This window comes from Streptomyces sp. NPDC005878 (assembly GCF_040629815.1).
In the GTDB taxonomy this organism is placed as follows: domain Bacteria; phylum Actinomycetota; class Actinomycetes; order Streptomycetales; family Streptomycetaceae; genus Streptomyces.
In genome coordinates this window covers 211,332-225,967 of sequence record NZ_JBEXWK010000010.1, presented here as the reverse complement: position 1 = coordinate 225,967, position 14,636 = coordinate 211,332, and the positions used below count along the sequence as shown (strand labels likewise).

Genomic DNA, 14,636 nt, shown 5'->3' with positions numbered 1-14,636 from the left:
CGCGAGCTGGCGGCGCTCACCAACCGCCGCGACTCGATCAACGCGCAGCTGACCACCGTCCGCGAGATGCTTCCCTGCGCGCGCGCAGGGGCGCTCCGAGGGGCTCGGTGGCCCCTTGGTGCCGGGCGGCGGGAGCCGTGGGCGCAGAGGGCGAAAGGGGGCCGGGGCGAGTGGCGGCGGTGCCGCTACAGGGCCGAGGCGGCGGACGGCCCGGGACGTAGGGGGCCGGGGCGAGTGGCGGCGGTACCGCTACAGGGCCGAGCCCGGCGGACGGCCCTGCCCGCACCCCCGCCTCACCCGTAGGTGTCGCCCGGCCCCGTGCTCCCCGGCGCCCGAAGACGCCCGTACCGCGTGGGCGGTCCGCCCGGACCCAGGACCTTGATCAGCCGGACCGTGCCCTGGCCCAGGTCGGCGTTGAGCCGGGCCACCAGCTGGGGCGCCAGCAGGCGCAGCTGCGTCGCCCACGCCGTGGAGTCGCACTGCACCGTGAGGACCCGCTCGTCGGGGTCCTCGTCGTAGCGCAGCGGTACGCAGTGGTTGGCCAGGTCGTCGCCGACGATCTGCGGCCAGCGGCCCATCACACCGCCCACGGCGGCCGGGGTCTCCCAGCCGCGCTCGGTGATCAGCCGGTTGATCGCGGCGCCCAGCGGCTGCGGGTCGCGGCCGTCCGCGCGGGCGCCCGAGCGCAGGCCGCCGCCCCGGCGGGCCTGCTTCTTCTGCTGTGCGGCGGCGCCCCGCGCCTTGGCCTGCTCCTTGGCGGCGCGCAGCGCCACGCGCGCGAGGTCGACGCCGGAGGACTCGGGAACCCTGGGCGCCGGCGTCTCGTTTCCGGAGTGCTCGCTCATACCCGCGCCACCTCTCCCGCGGTGACCTCGTACCGGGCCCCCGCCAGGACGCCGGGCACGTCGTCGTCCACGGCCGCCGTCACCAGCACCTGCTCGCCCGGAGCCACCAGCTCCGCCAGCCGCTCGCGGCGCCGGGCGTCCAGCTCCGCGAAGACGTCGTCCAGGACCAGCACCGGCTCGTTGCCCTCGGCCCGCAGCAGGTCGTAGGAGGCGAGCCGGAGCGCCAGCGCGTACGACCAGGACTCGCCGTGGCTCGCGTACCCCTTGGCGGGGAGCGGGCCGAGCTTGAGCAGCAGGTCGTCGCGGTGCGGCCCGACCAGGGTCACCCCGCGCTCGATCTCCTGCTTGCGGACGTCGGCGAGCGCGGCGATCAGCTGCCCGTACAGGTCCTCGCGGGTTGTCTCGCCGCCCGGCGCCGACGGCTTGTACTCCAGCGCCACCGGACCGCCCCCGGGCGCCAGCTGGTCGTACGCCTTGTCCGCGAGCGGCTGGAGCGCGGCGATCAGGTCCAGCCGCTGGGCGAGCAGCTCGGCGCCGGCCCGCGCCAGATGCTGGTCCCACACGTCGAGGGTGGACAGGTCCATGCCGCGGCCGCCGTGGCGCCGGGCCATCGCCGCCGACTTCAGCAGGGTGTTGCGCTGCTTGAGGACGCGGTCGTAATCGGAGCGGACGGCCGCCATGCGCGGCGAGCGCGCGGTGACCAGCTCGTCCAGGAAGCGCCGCCGCTCGCCGGGGTCGCCCTTGATCAGCGCCAGGTCCTCCGGCGCGAACAGGACGGTCCGCACGATCCCCAGCACGTCACGCGGTCTGACCTGCGAGGACCGGTTGACCCGGGCCCGGTTCGCGCGGCCCGGGTTGAGTTCCAGCTCGATCAGCTGGGAGCGCTCGCCCTGGGTCACGGCCGCGCGGATGACGGCGCGCTCGGCGCCCATGCGCACCAGCGGCGCGTCCGAGGAGACCCGGTGGCTGCCGAGGGTCGCCAGATAGCCGACCGCCTCGACGAGATTGGTCTTGCCCTGGCCGTTGGGTCCGACGAAAGCGGTGACGCCCGGGTCGAGCGGAACCTCGACCCGGGCGTACGAGCGGAAGTCGGCCAGCGAGAGATGCGTGACGTGCATGGTGGTGCGCCGACCTCCCCCGGCCCTGCCAACAGCCTGTGGATTACTTCTTGGACTCGACCGCGTGGCCACCGAACTGGTTGCGCAGCGCCGCGATCATCTTCATCTGAGGGGAGTCGTCCTGCCGGGACGCGAACCGCGCGAACAGCGACGCGGTGATGGCGGGCAGCGGAACGGCGTTGTCGATGGCCGCCTCGACGGTCCACCGGCCCTCGCCGGAGTCCGCCGCGAAGCCGCGCAGCCGGTCGAGGTGCTCGTCCTCGTCGAGGGCGTTGACCGCCAGGTCCAGCAGCCAGGAACGGATGACCGTGCCCTCCTGCCAGCTGCGGAAGACCTCGCGGACGTCGGTGACGGAGTCGACCTTCTCCAGGAGCTCCCAGCCCTCGGCGTACGCCTGCATCATCGCGTACTCGATGCCGTTGTGGACCATCTTGGCGAAGTGGCCGGCGCCGACCTTGCCCGCGTGGACCGAGCCGAACTCGCCCTCGGGCTTGAGCGCGTCGAAGATCGGCTGGACCTTCGCCACGTGCTCGGCGTCGCCGCCGTACATCAGCGCGTACCCGTTCTCCAGGCCCCAGACGCCGCCGGAGACACCGCAGTCGACGAAGCCGATGTCCTTGAGGCCCAGCTCGACCGCGTGCTTCTCGTCGTCGGTCCAGCGCGAGTTGCCGCCGTCGACGACGACGTCGCCGGGGGAGAGCAGCTCCGCCAGCTCGTCGATGGTGGACTGGGTCGCGGCACCGGCCGGGACCATCACCCAGACCACCCGGGGACCCTTGAGCTTGCCCACAAGTTCTTCGAGGCTGTGGACATCGGCGACGTCCGGGTTGCGGTCGTAACCGATGACGGTGTGGCCTGCGCGGCGAATCCGCTCGCGCATGTTGCCGCCCATCTTGCCGAGGCCGACGAGACCGAGCTCCATCACATGATCCTTTGACGTTGTGGCGTTCGTACCCGTGACCGAGACTACGCCCGGACACGGGCACACACCTGTGGGGTCGGCCGCTCAGACGAACACGGCCCCCGCACCGGTCAGCCGGGTCAGCCGGAGAGGCGCACCGGCATGATCAGGTACTTGTACGCGTCGTCCGCCTCGGCGTCGAGCGCGGGCCTGCCGCTCAGCAGCGCAGGCTTGGTCGAGGTGGTGAAGGAGAGCTGGGCGACCGGGGAGTCGATGGCGCTCAGGCCGTCGAGCAGGAAGGTCGGGTTGAAGGCGATCGAGATGTCGTCGCCCTCCAGGTTGGCGTCGACCCTTTCCACAGCCTGTGCGTCGTCGCTGGAGCCGGCCTCCAGGATGAGCACGCCCTGCTCGAAGCTGAGCCGGACCGGGGTGTTGCGCTCGGCGACCAGGGAGACGCGCTTGACCGCCTCGACGAAGGGCGCGGTCTCGATCACCGCGACCGAGTTGAACTCGGTGGGGAACAGCGTCCGGTACTTCGGCAGGTCGCCTTCGAGCAGGCGGGTGGTGGTGCGCCGGCCGGCGCCCTCGAAGCCGATCAGGCCCTCCCCGGCGCCCGAGCCCGACAGCGCGAGCGTGACGGTGTCACCGCTGGTCAGGGCCTTGGCCGTGTCCAGGAGCGTCTTGGCGGGCACCAGGGCGACCGCGGAGGCGTCCGGGTTCTCCGGCTTCCACAGGAACTCGCGGACCGCGAAGCGGTAGCGGTCGGTCGAGGCGAGGGTGACCGTGTCGCCCTCGATCTCGATCCGCACACCGGTCAGCACCGGCAGGGTGTCGTCGCGCCCGGCGGCAATGGCGACCTGGGCGGCGGCGGAGGCGAAGACCTCACCGGGAACGGTGCCCGTCGCGGTCGGCATCTGCGGCAGCGCCGGGTACTCCTCCACAGGCAGGGTGTGGAGGGTGAAGCGGGAGGAGCCGCAGACCACCGTCGCCCGTACACCGTCTGTGGAAATCTCCACCGGGCGGTTGGGGAGGGCGCGGCAGATGTCGGCGAGCAGACGGCCGGAGACGAGCACCGTGCCGTCCTCGTCGACCTCGGCCTCGACCGAGACCCGCGCCGAGACCTCGTAGTCGAAGCTGGAGAAGCTGAGGGCGCCGTCCTCCGCCTTCAGAAGAAGGCCCGCGAGCACGGGCGCGGGCGGACGGGCCGGGAGGCTGCGGGCCACCCACGCCACCGCCTCCGCGAGAACATCGCGCTCCACCCGGATCTTCACCGGAACCGCCTCCTGCTGTTGCTGGCTCGCCCTGCTGGCTTTCGTCGTCGGCTGTATCGCCGGGGACCAGTCTGACGTACGCCGCTGACACTCGGTGCGAGTCGGGGTCAAGTCGTGCCGAGCGGTCCGGGAGCCACCGAGGCCGAGTTGTGCACAGGCCCCACTTCGAAGCGGAATCCGGGCTAACTCTAAGTGGCAGTAGTAGTAGGGCCTGTGGAAACCGTGGATAACCCCGTTTTCGCAGGTCAGACCCGATTTTTTGTCCACCGTGCCTGTGGGTGGAGCCGGTGGAAAACCCACCGGTTCTGTGGACATCCGAAAGTTCTGCACACCCGATGCACAGGCAGGGCCCACTTCTCCCCAGAGCTGTCCCCAGCTTTACCCCGGTTCCCCACAGCCCAACCGGGCGCGTTGGTGTGACGCCTTTCACTCGACCCGGTGACGGGGGGTGTTGCGTTGCCGAACAGTGGACAGCGCTGTGGAGAAGCTGTGGGCAACATGCCCCAGCCTGTGGGCCGCCGGTGGACAACGTTGACCACAGGCTGTGGACAGAGATTTCGTCCACAGCCTGTGGAGCACGGTCGCGCACAAATCCACAACCACGTGACCTGGGGTGATGGAGTATCAGGGCACCGGCCTGTGGAAGCAATCTGGACAACTGAACAGTCCCCAGGGTGTGGACGGGGAAAAGTCCCCGAATCTGTGGAGAACCCCCGCTGACCGGCCCATATTCGAACACCGGCGGCCGGAGCGAGCCGTACGGAACGGCCCCGCGGGCCGTCCACAGAGGTGGGGACGACCGCGTACGCGCGCGTGGAGGTCCGTCGCGGGGCGACGAAAAGGGCGCCCGGGACGGTGTCCCGGGCGCCCTGAGAGGCTCTGTGAGCGGTCTGCTCAGCCGTTCTTGATGCGGTTGGTGAGCTCGGTGACCTGGTTGTAGATGGAGCGCCGCTCGGCCATCAGCGCGCGGATCTTGCGGTCGGCGTGCATCACCGTGGTGTGGTCGCGGCCGCCGAACTGCGCGCCGATCTTCGGCAGCGAGAGGTCGGTGAGCTCGCGGCACAGGTACATGGCGATCTGGCGGGCCGTCACCAGCACCCGGCTGCGCGAGGATCCGCACAGGTCCTCGACGGTGAGCCCGAAGTAGTCGGCGGTCGCCGCCATGATGGCGCCGGCCGTGATCTCGGGCGCCGAGTCCTCGCCGCCGGGGATCAGGTCCTTCAGCACGATCTCGGTGAGCCCGAGGTCCACCGGCTGCCGGTTGAGCGACGCGAACGCCGTCACCCGGATCAGCGCGCCCTCCAGCTCACGGATGTTCCGCGAGATCCGGGACGCGATGAACTCCAGCACCTCCGGCGGGGCGTTGAGCTGCTCCTGCACCGCCTTCTTACGGAGGATCGCGATACGCGTCTCCAGCTCCGGCGGCTGCACATCGGTGGTCAGACCCCACTCGAAACGGTTCCGCAGCCGGTCCTCCAGGGTCATCAGCTGCTTGGGCGGCCGGTCGGAGGAGAGCACGATCTGCTTGTTGGCGTTGTGGAGCGTGTTGAAGGTGTGGAAGAACTCCTCCTGCGTCGACTCCTTGCTCGCCAGGAACTGGATGTCGTCGACCAGGAGGATGTCCACGTCCCGGTACCGCTTGCGGAAGGTGTCGCCCTTGCCGTCGCGGATCGAGTTGATGAACTCGTTGGTGAACTCCTCCGAGCTCACGTAGCGCACCCGCGTGCCGGGGTAGAGGCTGCGGGCGTAGTGCCCGATCGCGTGCAGCAGATGCGTTTTGCCCAGGCCCGACTCCCCGTAGATGAAGAGCGGGTTGTACGCCTTGGCGGGCGCCTCGGCGACGGCCACCGCCGCCGCGTGCGCGAACCGGTTCGAGGAACCGATGACAAACGTGTCGAAGAGGTACTTGGGGTTCAGGCGCGCGTGCGGCTCACCGGGGCCGCCCGGCTGGGCCGCCGAGGAGGACGAGGGGCCGCCCATCGGACGCGGGGCGCCCCCGCCGTGCTGGCCCCCGCCGCCGTGCTGGCCCCCGCCGCCGTGCTGGGGGCCGCCGTGGTGCTGCTGGCCCTGCTGCTCGGACAGCTCGTGGCGCTCCTGCTTGTAGGGCTGTCGCTCCTGCTGCTCGTACTGCTGCTGCTGATGCTGCTCGTACGGCGAACGCTCGGGCATCTGCGGCTGCCGGTAGTCGTGCTGCGGCTGCTGCGGGCGGGCGGTCGCGTACGGGTCGCGCTCCTGGAAGCCGCCGAGGCGCTGCTGCTGCCAGGAGTGGTCCTCCTGGGCGCGCGGCCAGGCGCCGGGCTCGGGGCGCTGCTGCTGGTACTCCGGGTAGGCCGGGCGCACGGTCGGCAGGCCGTCGTCGGCCGGGCGGCCGTAGGCGTCGTCCTGGTAGCGCGGGGGCTGCTGCTGCGGCGCGGACTGGCCGCCGCCGGGGGGCTCGCCCACGGAGTCGTCGACGGTGATCGCGATCCGGATCGTGCGGCCGCACTCACGGCTGAGCGTGTCGCTGATCAGCGGGGCCAGGCGGCCCTCCAGGACGCGCTTGCCCCATTCGTTGGGAACGGCGAGCAGCGCCGTGTCGGCGACCAGGGCGAGCGGCTGGCAGCGCTCGATCCACTGCTTGTCCTTGGGCTCGATGCCCTGCTGGCCCTCCCCGAGGAGCTGCTCCAGCACGCGTGGCCACACTGCGGCAAGATCGGCAGGTACGTCAGCCACAGGGCACGCTCTCTCGCAGGTCCCACGAATGTGTGGTTCTCGGGACGGGATGGAAGGACAGGCAAGGACAGAAAGGAAAAGAGTCGGGGTCGAGCCACGGTAGTCGCGGCGACTGACGTGGTTCAAGTTGTTGTCCACAGGCTGTGCACAGCGGGCCCCGGGAAGACGCTGGTTTGACCGGATGGCGTAGCCGCGCGTACCGTAACCAGGTCGAGTTGTCGATGGCTGCTGCCGCCTGCCTCCGATGGGCAAAGATCACGGTCTGTGATCGTGAAGCGGTGCACTCGGGCGTTGTACGAGCTTCGTGTATTGCGAGCTTCTCGTGGGCGCACGGTGACAGCCAGGCGATGTCCCGCCACCACCGAATCAGTTCTGGAGCCCCCGAGTGAGCAAGCGCACCTTCCAGCCGAACAACCGTCGTCGTGCCAAGACCCACGGCTTCCGCCTGCGGATGCGTACCCGTGCCGGCCGCGCCATCCTCGCGAACCGTCGTGGCAAGGGCCGCGCCAGCCTGTCCGCCTAATCGCATACAGGTCATGACGTGCTGCCTACCGAGAATCGGCTGAGGCGGCGCGAAGACTTCGCGACCGCGGTACGCCGAGGACGCCGGGCCGGTCGCCCGCTCCTCGTCGTCCATCTACGCAGCGGTGCAACGGACCCGCACGCGCCTGGGGAGAGCGCTCCCCCGACGCGTGCGGGTTTCGTTGTCAGCAAGGCCGTGGGTGTGGCCGTCGTCCGCAACCTGGTGAAGCGCAGGCTTCGCCATCTCATGCGCGATCGGCTCTCCCAGCTGCCCACCGGTAGCCTGGTGGTCGTACGAGCATTGCCCGGCGCGGGCGATGCCGATCATGCACATCTGGCCCGAGACCTGGACGCCGCCCTCCAGCGGCTGCTGGGAGGGGGTGCGCGATGAAGTACCCGCTGCTGGCCCTGATCAAGCTGTACCAGTGGACGATCAGCCCGCTGCTCGGGCCCGTCTGCAGGTACTACCCGTCGTGTTCCCACTACGGATTCACGGCCATTGACCGGCATGGCGCGGTGAAGGGCACGGCACTGACCGCCTGGCGCATTCTGCGGTGCAATCCGTGGTCGCCGGGCGGCGTGGACTACGTCCCCGAGCGCAAGCGCCCTCGTTGGCACGAGGCGCTGCGCAACGCCTGGCGTGGCAGCAAGGGCGGGCACTCCGCCGCTGAGACCGAGCCCAGCCCGGCCGCAGAGACCTCGCCCAATGCTCAAGGAGCCTGATTAGTGGACACGATTGCCAGTCTGTTCAGCTTCATCACCTGGCCTGTTTCCTGGGTCATCGTCCAGTTCCACAAGTTGTACGGCGCGATCTTCGGGGCGGACACCGGCTGGGCCTGGGGACTGTCCATCGTGTCCCTGGTGGTGCTGATCCGGATCTGCCTGATCCCGCTCTTCGTGAAGCAGATCAAGTCGACCCGGAACATGCAGGCGCTCCAGCCGAAGATGAAGGCGATCCAGGAGCGCTACAAGAGCGACAAGCAGCGTCAGTCCGAAGAGATGATGAAGCTGTACAAGGAGACGGGCACCAACCCGCTCTCCTCGTGCCTTCCCATCCTGGCGCAGTCGCCCTTCTTCTTCGCGCTGTACCACGTGCTCAGCAACATCGCGAACAACAAGAAGGTCGGCGTCATCGACCAGTCGCTGCTCGACAGCGCGCGTAACGCCCACATCTTCGGCGCACCGCTGGCCGCGAAGTTCACGGACAGCGCCTCCAAGGTCGATGCCCTGGGCGCCACGCTGACCGACGTCCGCGTCGTGACCGCGATCATGATCGTGCTGATGTCCGCGTCGCAGTTCTTCACCCAGCGCCAGCTGATGACGAAGAACGTGGACCTGTCGGTGAAGACGCCCTTCATGCAGCAGCAGAAGATGCTGATGTACGTCTTCCCGGTCATGTTCGCCGTGATGGGTGTCAACTTCCCCGTCGGTGTCCTCGTCTACTGGCTGACCACCAACGTGTGGACCATGGGCCAGCAGATGTACGTGATCAACCAGAACCCGACGCCGGGCTCCAAGGCGCAGGCCAGCTACCTGGACCGGCTGAGCAAGAGCGTCGCCGCCCACAACGAGGTGCGGGGCAAGCGCCGCCGGGCCGTCGTGCAGGCGATCGTGGCCAAGGGCCCGGACCGCAACGACAACGAGCGCAAGTTCATCTCGGGCCTGGCCAAGCAGGGCTTCGCGGCCCAGGCCGACGGCAGCGTGGTCAAGAGCGACCCCGCCGTGGCCGAGGCGGAGGCCGCCGGCGCCAGGCGCCAGCAGCCCAAGCGTCTGACCAAGGCCCAGCGCCAGGCCGCCGCGACCGCCGCGCAGGGTGGCGGCGACGGTGATGAGCCGGCGAGGACCTCGCTGGAAAAGGGCACGTCGGACGAGGGTGCCGAGGCGAAGCAGGACGCGTCGCAGGCTGCCAAGTCCAAGACGGCGGGCAAGCCCGCCTCCGGTACCGCACGCAGCAAGGCCCAGTCAGGACAGCGCAAGGGTCAGCAGCGGCCCAAGCACCCGTCCAAGAAGTAAGAAGGAGTCCATCCGTGACGGAAGGCACCATCCCGGCCGCCGAGGGTGTCGACACCCTGTCCCGCCTGGAGCAGGAGGGGGAGATCGCCGCCGACTACCTGGAGGGCCTGCTCGACATCGCCGACCTGGACGGCGACATCGACATGGACGTCGAGGCGGACCGTGCCGCGGTCTCGATCATCAGCGATGCCGACAGCCGTGACCTGCAGAAGCTCGTCGGCCGTGACGGTGAGGTGCTGGAGGCGCTCCAGGAGCTGACCCGGCTGGCCGTGCACCGGGAGACCGGTGACCGCAGCCGTCTGATGCTCGACATCGCCGGCTTCCGGGCCAAGAAGCGTACGGAGCTGTCCGAGCTGGGTGCCAAGACCGCGGACGAGGTCAAGAACTCGGGCCGGCCGGTGAAGCTCCAGCCGATGACGCCGTTCGAGCGCAAGGTCGTGCACGACGCGGTCGCCGCCGCCGGTCTGCGCAGCGAGTCCGAGGGCGAGGAGCCGCAGCGCTTCGTCATCGTGCTCCCCGCCTGAGCGGTCCGTAGTCCTCTGCCGGGGATCTCGGGGGCCCGCCCCCGGGATTCCCGGCCTCGGCCCCGTCTGTTTCGCAGACGGGGCCGATCTTTGTCAGCCTGATAGTCAGCCACCCCAGCGCGGGAAGCGCGGTACGGAAGGACGGTCCCCCGTGACGGAGGCAGCAGCAGAGCTTCCCCAGCCGCCCGAAGAGGCGCGCACGGTATTCGGCGAGTACTTCCCGGAAGCCGTCCGGTACGCCGAGCTGCTCGCGGACGCGGGAGTCAAGCGCGGTCTGATCGGCCCGCGGGAGGTGCCCCGCCTCTGGGAGCGCCATCTGCTCAATTGCGCCGTGCTCTCCGAGGTCGTTCCGGAGGGCGTCACGGTCTGCGATGTCGGCTCCGGTGCCGGTCTGCCCGGTATCCCGCTGGCGCTGGTGCGCCCGGATCTGAAGATCACGCTCCTGGAGCCGCTGCTGCGGCGAACCAACTTCCTCCAGGAGGTCGTGGAGCTGCTGGGGCTGGACCATGTGACCGTGGTGCGCGGCCGCGCCGAGGAGATGCTGGGCAAGGTGCAGCCGGTGCACGTGGTCACGGCCCGTGCGGTGGCCCCGCTGGACCGGCTGGCCGGGTGGGGTGTGCCGCTGCTGCGCCCCTACGGCGAGATGCTGGCGCTCAAGGGCGACACCGCCGAGGAGGAGATCCTCGGTGCGCGGGCCGCGCTGAGCAAGCTCGGTGTGGTGAACACCTCAGTGCTGCACGTCGGCGAGGGCGTCGTGGACCCGCTGTCCACGGTCGTACGCGTCGAGGTCGGGGAGAGCCCGGGCGGGGTGCGGTTCGCCGCGAAGCGCGCCAAGGCCGCCAGGACCGGCCGCACCAGGCGCCGCCGCTGACCGGGGGCCCGCCCGGGGGCGGATGCTCCATAGAAGGTGCGATACGTACGCATTTCGGAGTGTCGTGACCATCTGATCGCAGGGCGCGTGCATCGTGTTTCACGTGAAACGTCGCTCTTTGCTGCATGGAATCATCAGCCGCGGCCGTAATGCCGCGCCGCGCGACCGCAAGCCCTTGGTCGGGGCCCCGGAGTCCCCTTCACGGGCTACGGAGTTGTCCACAACGGTGGATTCATCCACAGAACAACGGGCCTCGCTGGTTCACGACCCCGAAAGCATGGCAGGCTCTGTGCATTGCGAGCCTGAAGTCGAGGAGAGTGAATCCTTGCGGTCCGACGCCAACATCGCGGGACCGATGACCGACCCGGTCCCCGGTCCCCGTACCGAGTCGCCGGGGGAGGATGTTTCACGTGAAACACCGCCCCCGATGGACGACACCCCCATCGGTCGTGCTGCCCAGCTAGCGGTGGAAGCTCTCGGCCGCGCCGGCGAGGGCCTGCCCCGGCCTGATCAGACACGCATCATGGTGGTCGCCAACCAGAAGGGCGGCGTCGGGAAGACCACGACCACGGTCAACCTCGCCGCTTCCCTGGCGCTGCACGGTGCCCGGGTCCTGGTGGTCGACCTCGACCCGCAAGGCAATGCCTCCACGGCGCTGGGGATAGACCATCACGCCGAGGTTCCCTCGATCTATGACGTCCTGGTGGACAGTAGGCCGCTCTCCGAGGTCGTCCAGCCCGTCCGGGACGTGGAGGGTCTCTTCTGCGCACCGGCCACGATCGACCTGGCCGGCGCGGAGATCGAGCTGGTCTCTTTGGTGGCACGGGAGAGCCGGCTGCAGCGCGCCATCCAGGCGTACGAGCAGCCGCTGGACTACATCCTGATCGACTGCCCGCCTTCCCTGGGACTCCTCACCGTCAACGCTCTTGTTGCCGGTGCGGAGGTTCTCATTCCCATCCAGTGCGAGTACTACGCGCTGGAGGGACTGGGCCAGCTGCTGCGGAACGTCGATCTGGTGCGCGGGCATCTCAACCCCGCCCTGCACGTCTCGACGATCCTGCTCACCATGTACGACGGCAGGACCAGGCTCGCCTCCCAGGTGGCGGACGAGGTGCGCAGCCACTTCGGCCACGAGGTCCTGCGCACGAGCATCCCGCGTTCGGTCCGTATCTCGGAGGCCCCGAGCTACGGCCAGACGGTGCTCACCTATGACCCGGGCTCCAGCGGCTCGCTCTCGTATCTCGAAGCCGCCCGCGAGATCGCACTGCGCGGGGTCGGCATCAACTACGACCCGACGACGCACATCCCCGCGGGCACTCAGAACAACCAGCACAGCATGTCGGAGGGGATCCAGTGAGTGAGCGACGTAGAGGTCTGGGACGCGGGCTCGGTGCGCTGATCCCGGCCGCCCCGCAGGAGAAGCAGGCCGTGCCTTCGGTGGGGACGGCATCCACGTCCCCGGCGGCGGTACCGGTACTGACCGCCGAGCGCGGGGTGGCGGCGGCGAAGGTGGCCACGCTCGCGGCGCCGCCTGTTTCACGTGAAACACCGGTGCCGGTCCAGGCGCCCGAGCCCGCGGCGCCGCAGCTGAAGGCGCCCGCGGGGGCGTACTTCGCGGAGCTGCCGCTGGACTCGATCACGCCCAACCCGCGCCAGCCGCGTGAGGTGTTCGACGAGGACGCCCTCGCCGAACTCATCACCTCCATCAAGGAAGTCGGGCTGCTCCAGCCCGTCGTCGTTCGCCAGCTGTCGTCCGAGCGCTTCGAGCTCATCATGGGCGAGCGGCGCTGGCGGGCCTGCCGTGAGGCGGGGCTGGAGCGGATCCCGTCGATCGTGCGGGACACCGACGACGACAAGCTGCTCCTGGACGCCCTCCTGGAGAACCTGCACCGCTCCCAGCTCAACCCTCTGGAAGAGGCGGCGGCCTACGACCAGCTGCTGAGGGACTTCGCGTGCACCCATGACCAGCTGGCGGACCGCATCGGCCGGTCCCGTCCGCAGGTCTCCAACACCCTGCGTCTGCTGCGGCTCTCCCCGCCGGTGCAGCGCCGGGTGGCGGCCGGGGTGCTCTCGGCGGGCCACGCCCGGGCGCTGCTCTCCGTGGACGACTCCGAGGAGCAGGACCGGCTGGCGCACCGCATCGTGGCCGAGGGGCTCTCGGTGCGGGCGGTCGAGGAGATCGTCACCCTGCTGAACTCGGAGCCCAAGAGCGCCGCCAAGGCGAAGGGCCCGCGTGCCGGGGCCCGGCTCTCGCCGGCGCTCTCCGATCTGGCCTCCCGGCTCTCGGACCGCTTCGAGACACGGGTCAAGGTCGACCTCGGTCAGAAGAAGGGAAAGATCGTCGTCGAGTTCGCGTCGATAGACGATCTGGAGCGGATCCTGGGCACCCTCGCCCCGGGCGAGGGGCGGGTCCTCGACAAGAGCCTCGCCGAGGAGTCCGAAGAGGGCGACGAAGCCTGAGCCGGTGATCTCCTCACTGCTCGGCCAGGGCAGTTGTCGTTGAAGGCGGGCTGTGTTCCGATGCATACGGGAACACAGCCCGCCCTTTGCTGTTGCGCGGTATCCGCACCGACAGGGGGTGGATACGATGCGTTCTGGTATGGCACATCCACCTTGGGCCACTTCGGAGGGAGGGCGGAGCGCCATGCGAACGGTGAGCCGTACCCGACTGGTGACGGCGGGGCTGGGCCTCGGGGCGTTCGGTGGTTTCGTCGGCAGTCTCCTCCGGGAGCGGAGTGCACTGGCAGCCGCCCAGGGGGCGGCAGGCGAGGGAAGCGAGGAACACCCTTCATGGGGCGTCGGCTTGTACCGCTCACGCTGGACAACCTTCCGGACCTTCCCCAGCGCTGTCGCGCCTGTGTCTTCTGGGAACTCGACCCGGTCAGCGGAGAGGCAGCGATAAAGGCGGGCACGCCCGAGCTGGAGAAGGAAGCCTGGATCTCGGCGGTGCTCCTGGAGTGGGGCTCCTGCGGCCGGGTCGTCTATGTCGACGACGTGCCGGTGGGCTACGTCCTCTACGCTCCGCCCGCCTATGTACCGCGCTCCACCGCCTTCCCCACCAGCCCGGTCTCTCCCGACGCGGTGCAGCTGATCACGGCGTGGATCATGCCGGAGTACCAGGGGCAGGGGCTCGGGAGAGTGATCGTGCAGACGGTCGCCAAGGACCTGCTGCGCCGGGGCTTCAAGGCCATCGAGGCGTTCGGGGACGCCCGCTGGAGCGAATCCGCTTGTGTGCTCCCCGCCGACCACCTGCTGGCGGTGGGCTTCAAGACCGTACGGCCGCATCCCCGGTATCCCCGGCTGCGGCTGGAGCTGAGGACGACGCTTTCCTGGAAGGAAGACGTCGAACTGGCGCTGGACCGGCTGCTGGGAGCGGTCCAGAAGGAACCCGCCCTGCGGCCCCTGTAGAAGCCGCCCCCGCGGAGCCCCACGGCTCCCGGAAAAGCGAACGGGCCCGACCCCCGAGGGGACCGGGCCCGTCTCCGTTGTTTCACGTGAAACAACGGCCGCCACTTACTCGCCGATGAAGCCGTCGAGGTCGCGCAGCAGAGCGGCCTTCGGCTTGGCGCCGACGATCGTCTTGGCCACCTCGCCACCCTGGTAGACGTTCAGGGTCGGGATGGACATCACGCCGTACTTGGCGGCGGTTTGCGGGTTCTCGTCGATGTTGAGCTTGACGATCTCGATCCGGTCGCCGTGCTCCTCCGCGATGGCCTCCAGGGACGGAGCGATCTGACGGCACGGGCCGCACCACGCCGCCCAGAAGTCGACGAGGACGGGCTTGTCGCTCTTGAGGACGACCTCATCGAAGTCGGCGTCGGTCACGTTCTTCAGGGTGCCGGCCACGGCAGCCTCCTTG

15 protein-coding genes are annotated in these 14,636 nt (G+C 69.5%); 9 read left to right on the top strand and 6 right to left on the bottom strand.

Annotation, left to right across the window (positions count from 1 at the left end; genetic code table 11):
- Positions 1–293: 293 nt before the first annotated feature.
- From ABZ404_RS18280 to dnaA, 5 genes are all read right to left on the bottom strand, one after another.
- Positions 294–845, bottom strand: coding sequence for a DciA family protein (locus ABZ404_RS18280; protein WP_358833470.1), 552 nt, complete (start codon positions 843–845; stop codon positions 294–296).
- Positions 842–1,963: a DNA replication/repair protein RecF gene (gene recF / locus ABZ404_RS18275; RefSeq protein WP_358833469.1), complete on the bottom strand. Its 1,122-nt coding sequence runs from the start codon at positions 1,961–1,963 to the stop codon at positions 842–844. The genes ABZ404_RS18280 and recF overlap by 4 nt, the downstream gene beginning before the upstream one ends.
- Positions 1,964–2,006: 43 nt before the next feature.
- A complete protein-coding gene (gene gnd, locus ABZ404_RS18270; protein ID WP_358833468.1) occupies positions 2,007–2,885 on the bottom strand; it encodes a phosphogluconate dehydrogenase (NAD(+)-dependent, decarboxylating) in 879 nt (292 codons plus the stop codon).
- 119 nt (positions 2,886–3,004) lie between these two features.
- Entirely contained in the window at positions 3,005–4,135 is a 1,131-nt protein-coding gene (gene dnaN, locus ABZ404_RS18265; protein ID WP_358833467.1) for a DNA polymerase III subunit beta, read from the bottom strand.
- Between the two features lie 894 nt (positions 4,136–5,029).
- Positions 5,030–6,847 carry a chromosomal replication initiator protein DnaA gene (dnaA, locus tag ABZ404_RS18260; protein WP_358833466.1) on the bottom strand — a complete coding sequence of 606 codons (1,818 nt, stop codon included), beginning with the start codon at positions 6,845–6,847 and terminating at the stop codon, positions 5,030–5,032.
- A gap of 385 nt (positions 6,848–7,232) precedes the next feature.
- On the opposite strand from dnaA, the gene rpmH reads away from it, so the two are divergent.
- The 9 genes from rpmH to ABZ404_RS18215 all read left to right on the top strand — a co-directional run bounded on the left by rpmH (position 7,233) and on the right by ABZ404_RS18215 (position 14,185).
- A complete protein-coding gene (gene rpmH, locus ABZ404_RS18255) occupies positions 7,233–7,370 on the top strand; it encodes a 50S ribosomal protein L34 (protein ID WP_006381191.1) in 138 nt (45 codons plus the stop codon).
- 18 nt (positions 7,371–7,388) lie between these two features.
- Complete coding sequence (rnpA, locus tag ABZ404_RS18250) at positions 7,389–7,760, top strand: ribonuclease P protein component (RefSeq protein ID WP_358833465.1); 372 nt, start codon at positions 7,389–7,391, stop codon at positions 7,758–7,760.
- Positions 7,757–8,092, top strand: coding sequence for a membrane protein insertion efficiency factor YidD (yidD, locus tag ABZ404_RS18245; protein ID WP_358833464.1), 336 nt, complete (start codon positions 7,757–7,759; stop codon positions 8,090–8,092). Before rnpA ends, yidD begins: the two co-directional genes overlap by 4 nt.
- Before the next feature lie 3 nt (positions 8,093–8,095).
- A complete protein-coding gene (gene yidC / locus ABZ404_RS18240) occupies positions 8,096–9,382 on the top strand; it encodes a membrane protein insertase YidC (RefSeq protein WP_358833463.1) in 1,287 nt (428 codons plus the stop codon).
- Positions 9,383–9,396: 14 nt separating this feature from the next.
- On the top strand, positions 9,397–9,906 hold the full coding sequence (locus ABZ404_RS18235; RefSeq protein ID WP_358833462.1) for a R3H domain-containing nucleic acid-binding protein: 510 nt from the start codon (positions 9,397–9,399) through the stop codon (positions 9,904–9,906).
- 151 nt (positions 9,907–10,057) lie between these two features.
- Positions 10,058–10,777, top strand: a complete 720-nt coding sequence (gene rsmG, locus ABZ404_RS18230; RefSeq protein WP_358833461.1) for a 16S rRNA (guanine(527)-N(7))-methyltransferase RsmG — start codon at positions 10,058–10,060, stop codon at positions 10,775–10,777.
- A 277-nt stretch (positions 10,778–11,054) separates the two neighbouring features.
- A complete protein-coding gene (locus ABZ404_RS18225) occupies positions 11,055–12,134 on the top strand; it encodes a ParA family protein (RefSeq protein ID WP_358833460.1) in 1,080 nt (359 codons plus the stop codon).
- Entirely contained in the window at positions 12,131–13,237 is a 1,107-nt protein-coding gene (locus ABZ404_RS18220; RefSeq protein WP_358833459.1) for a ParB/RepB/Spo0J family partition protein, read from the top strand. The genes ABZ404_RS18225 and ABZ404_RS18220 overlap by 4 nt, the downstream gene beginning before the upstream one ends.
- A gap of 330 nt (positions 13,238–13,567) precedes the next feature.
- Positions 13,568–14,185, top strand: coding sequence for a GNAT family N-acetyltransferase (locus tag ABZ404_RS18215; protein ID WP_358833458.1), 618 nt, complete (start codon positions 13,568–13,570; stop codon positions 14,183–14,185).
- Positions 14,186–14,290: 105 nt separating this feature from the next.
- Here ABZ404_RS18215 and trxA read toward each other — a convergent pair whose 3' ends face one another.
- On the bottom strand, positions 14,291–14,623 hold the full coding sequence (gene trxA, locus ABZ404_RS18210) for a thioredoxin (RefSeq protein ID WP_358833457.1): 333 nt from the start codon (positions 14,621–14,623) through the stop codon (positions 14,291–14,293).
- Positions 14,624–14,636: the final 13 nt, after the last annotated feature.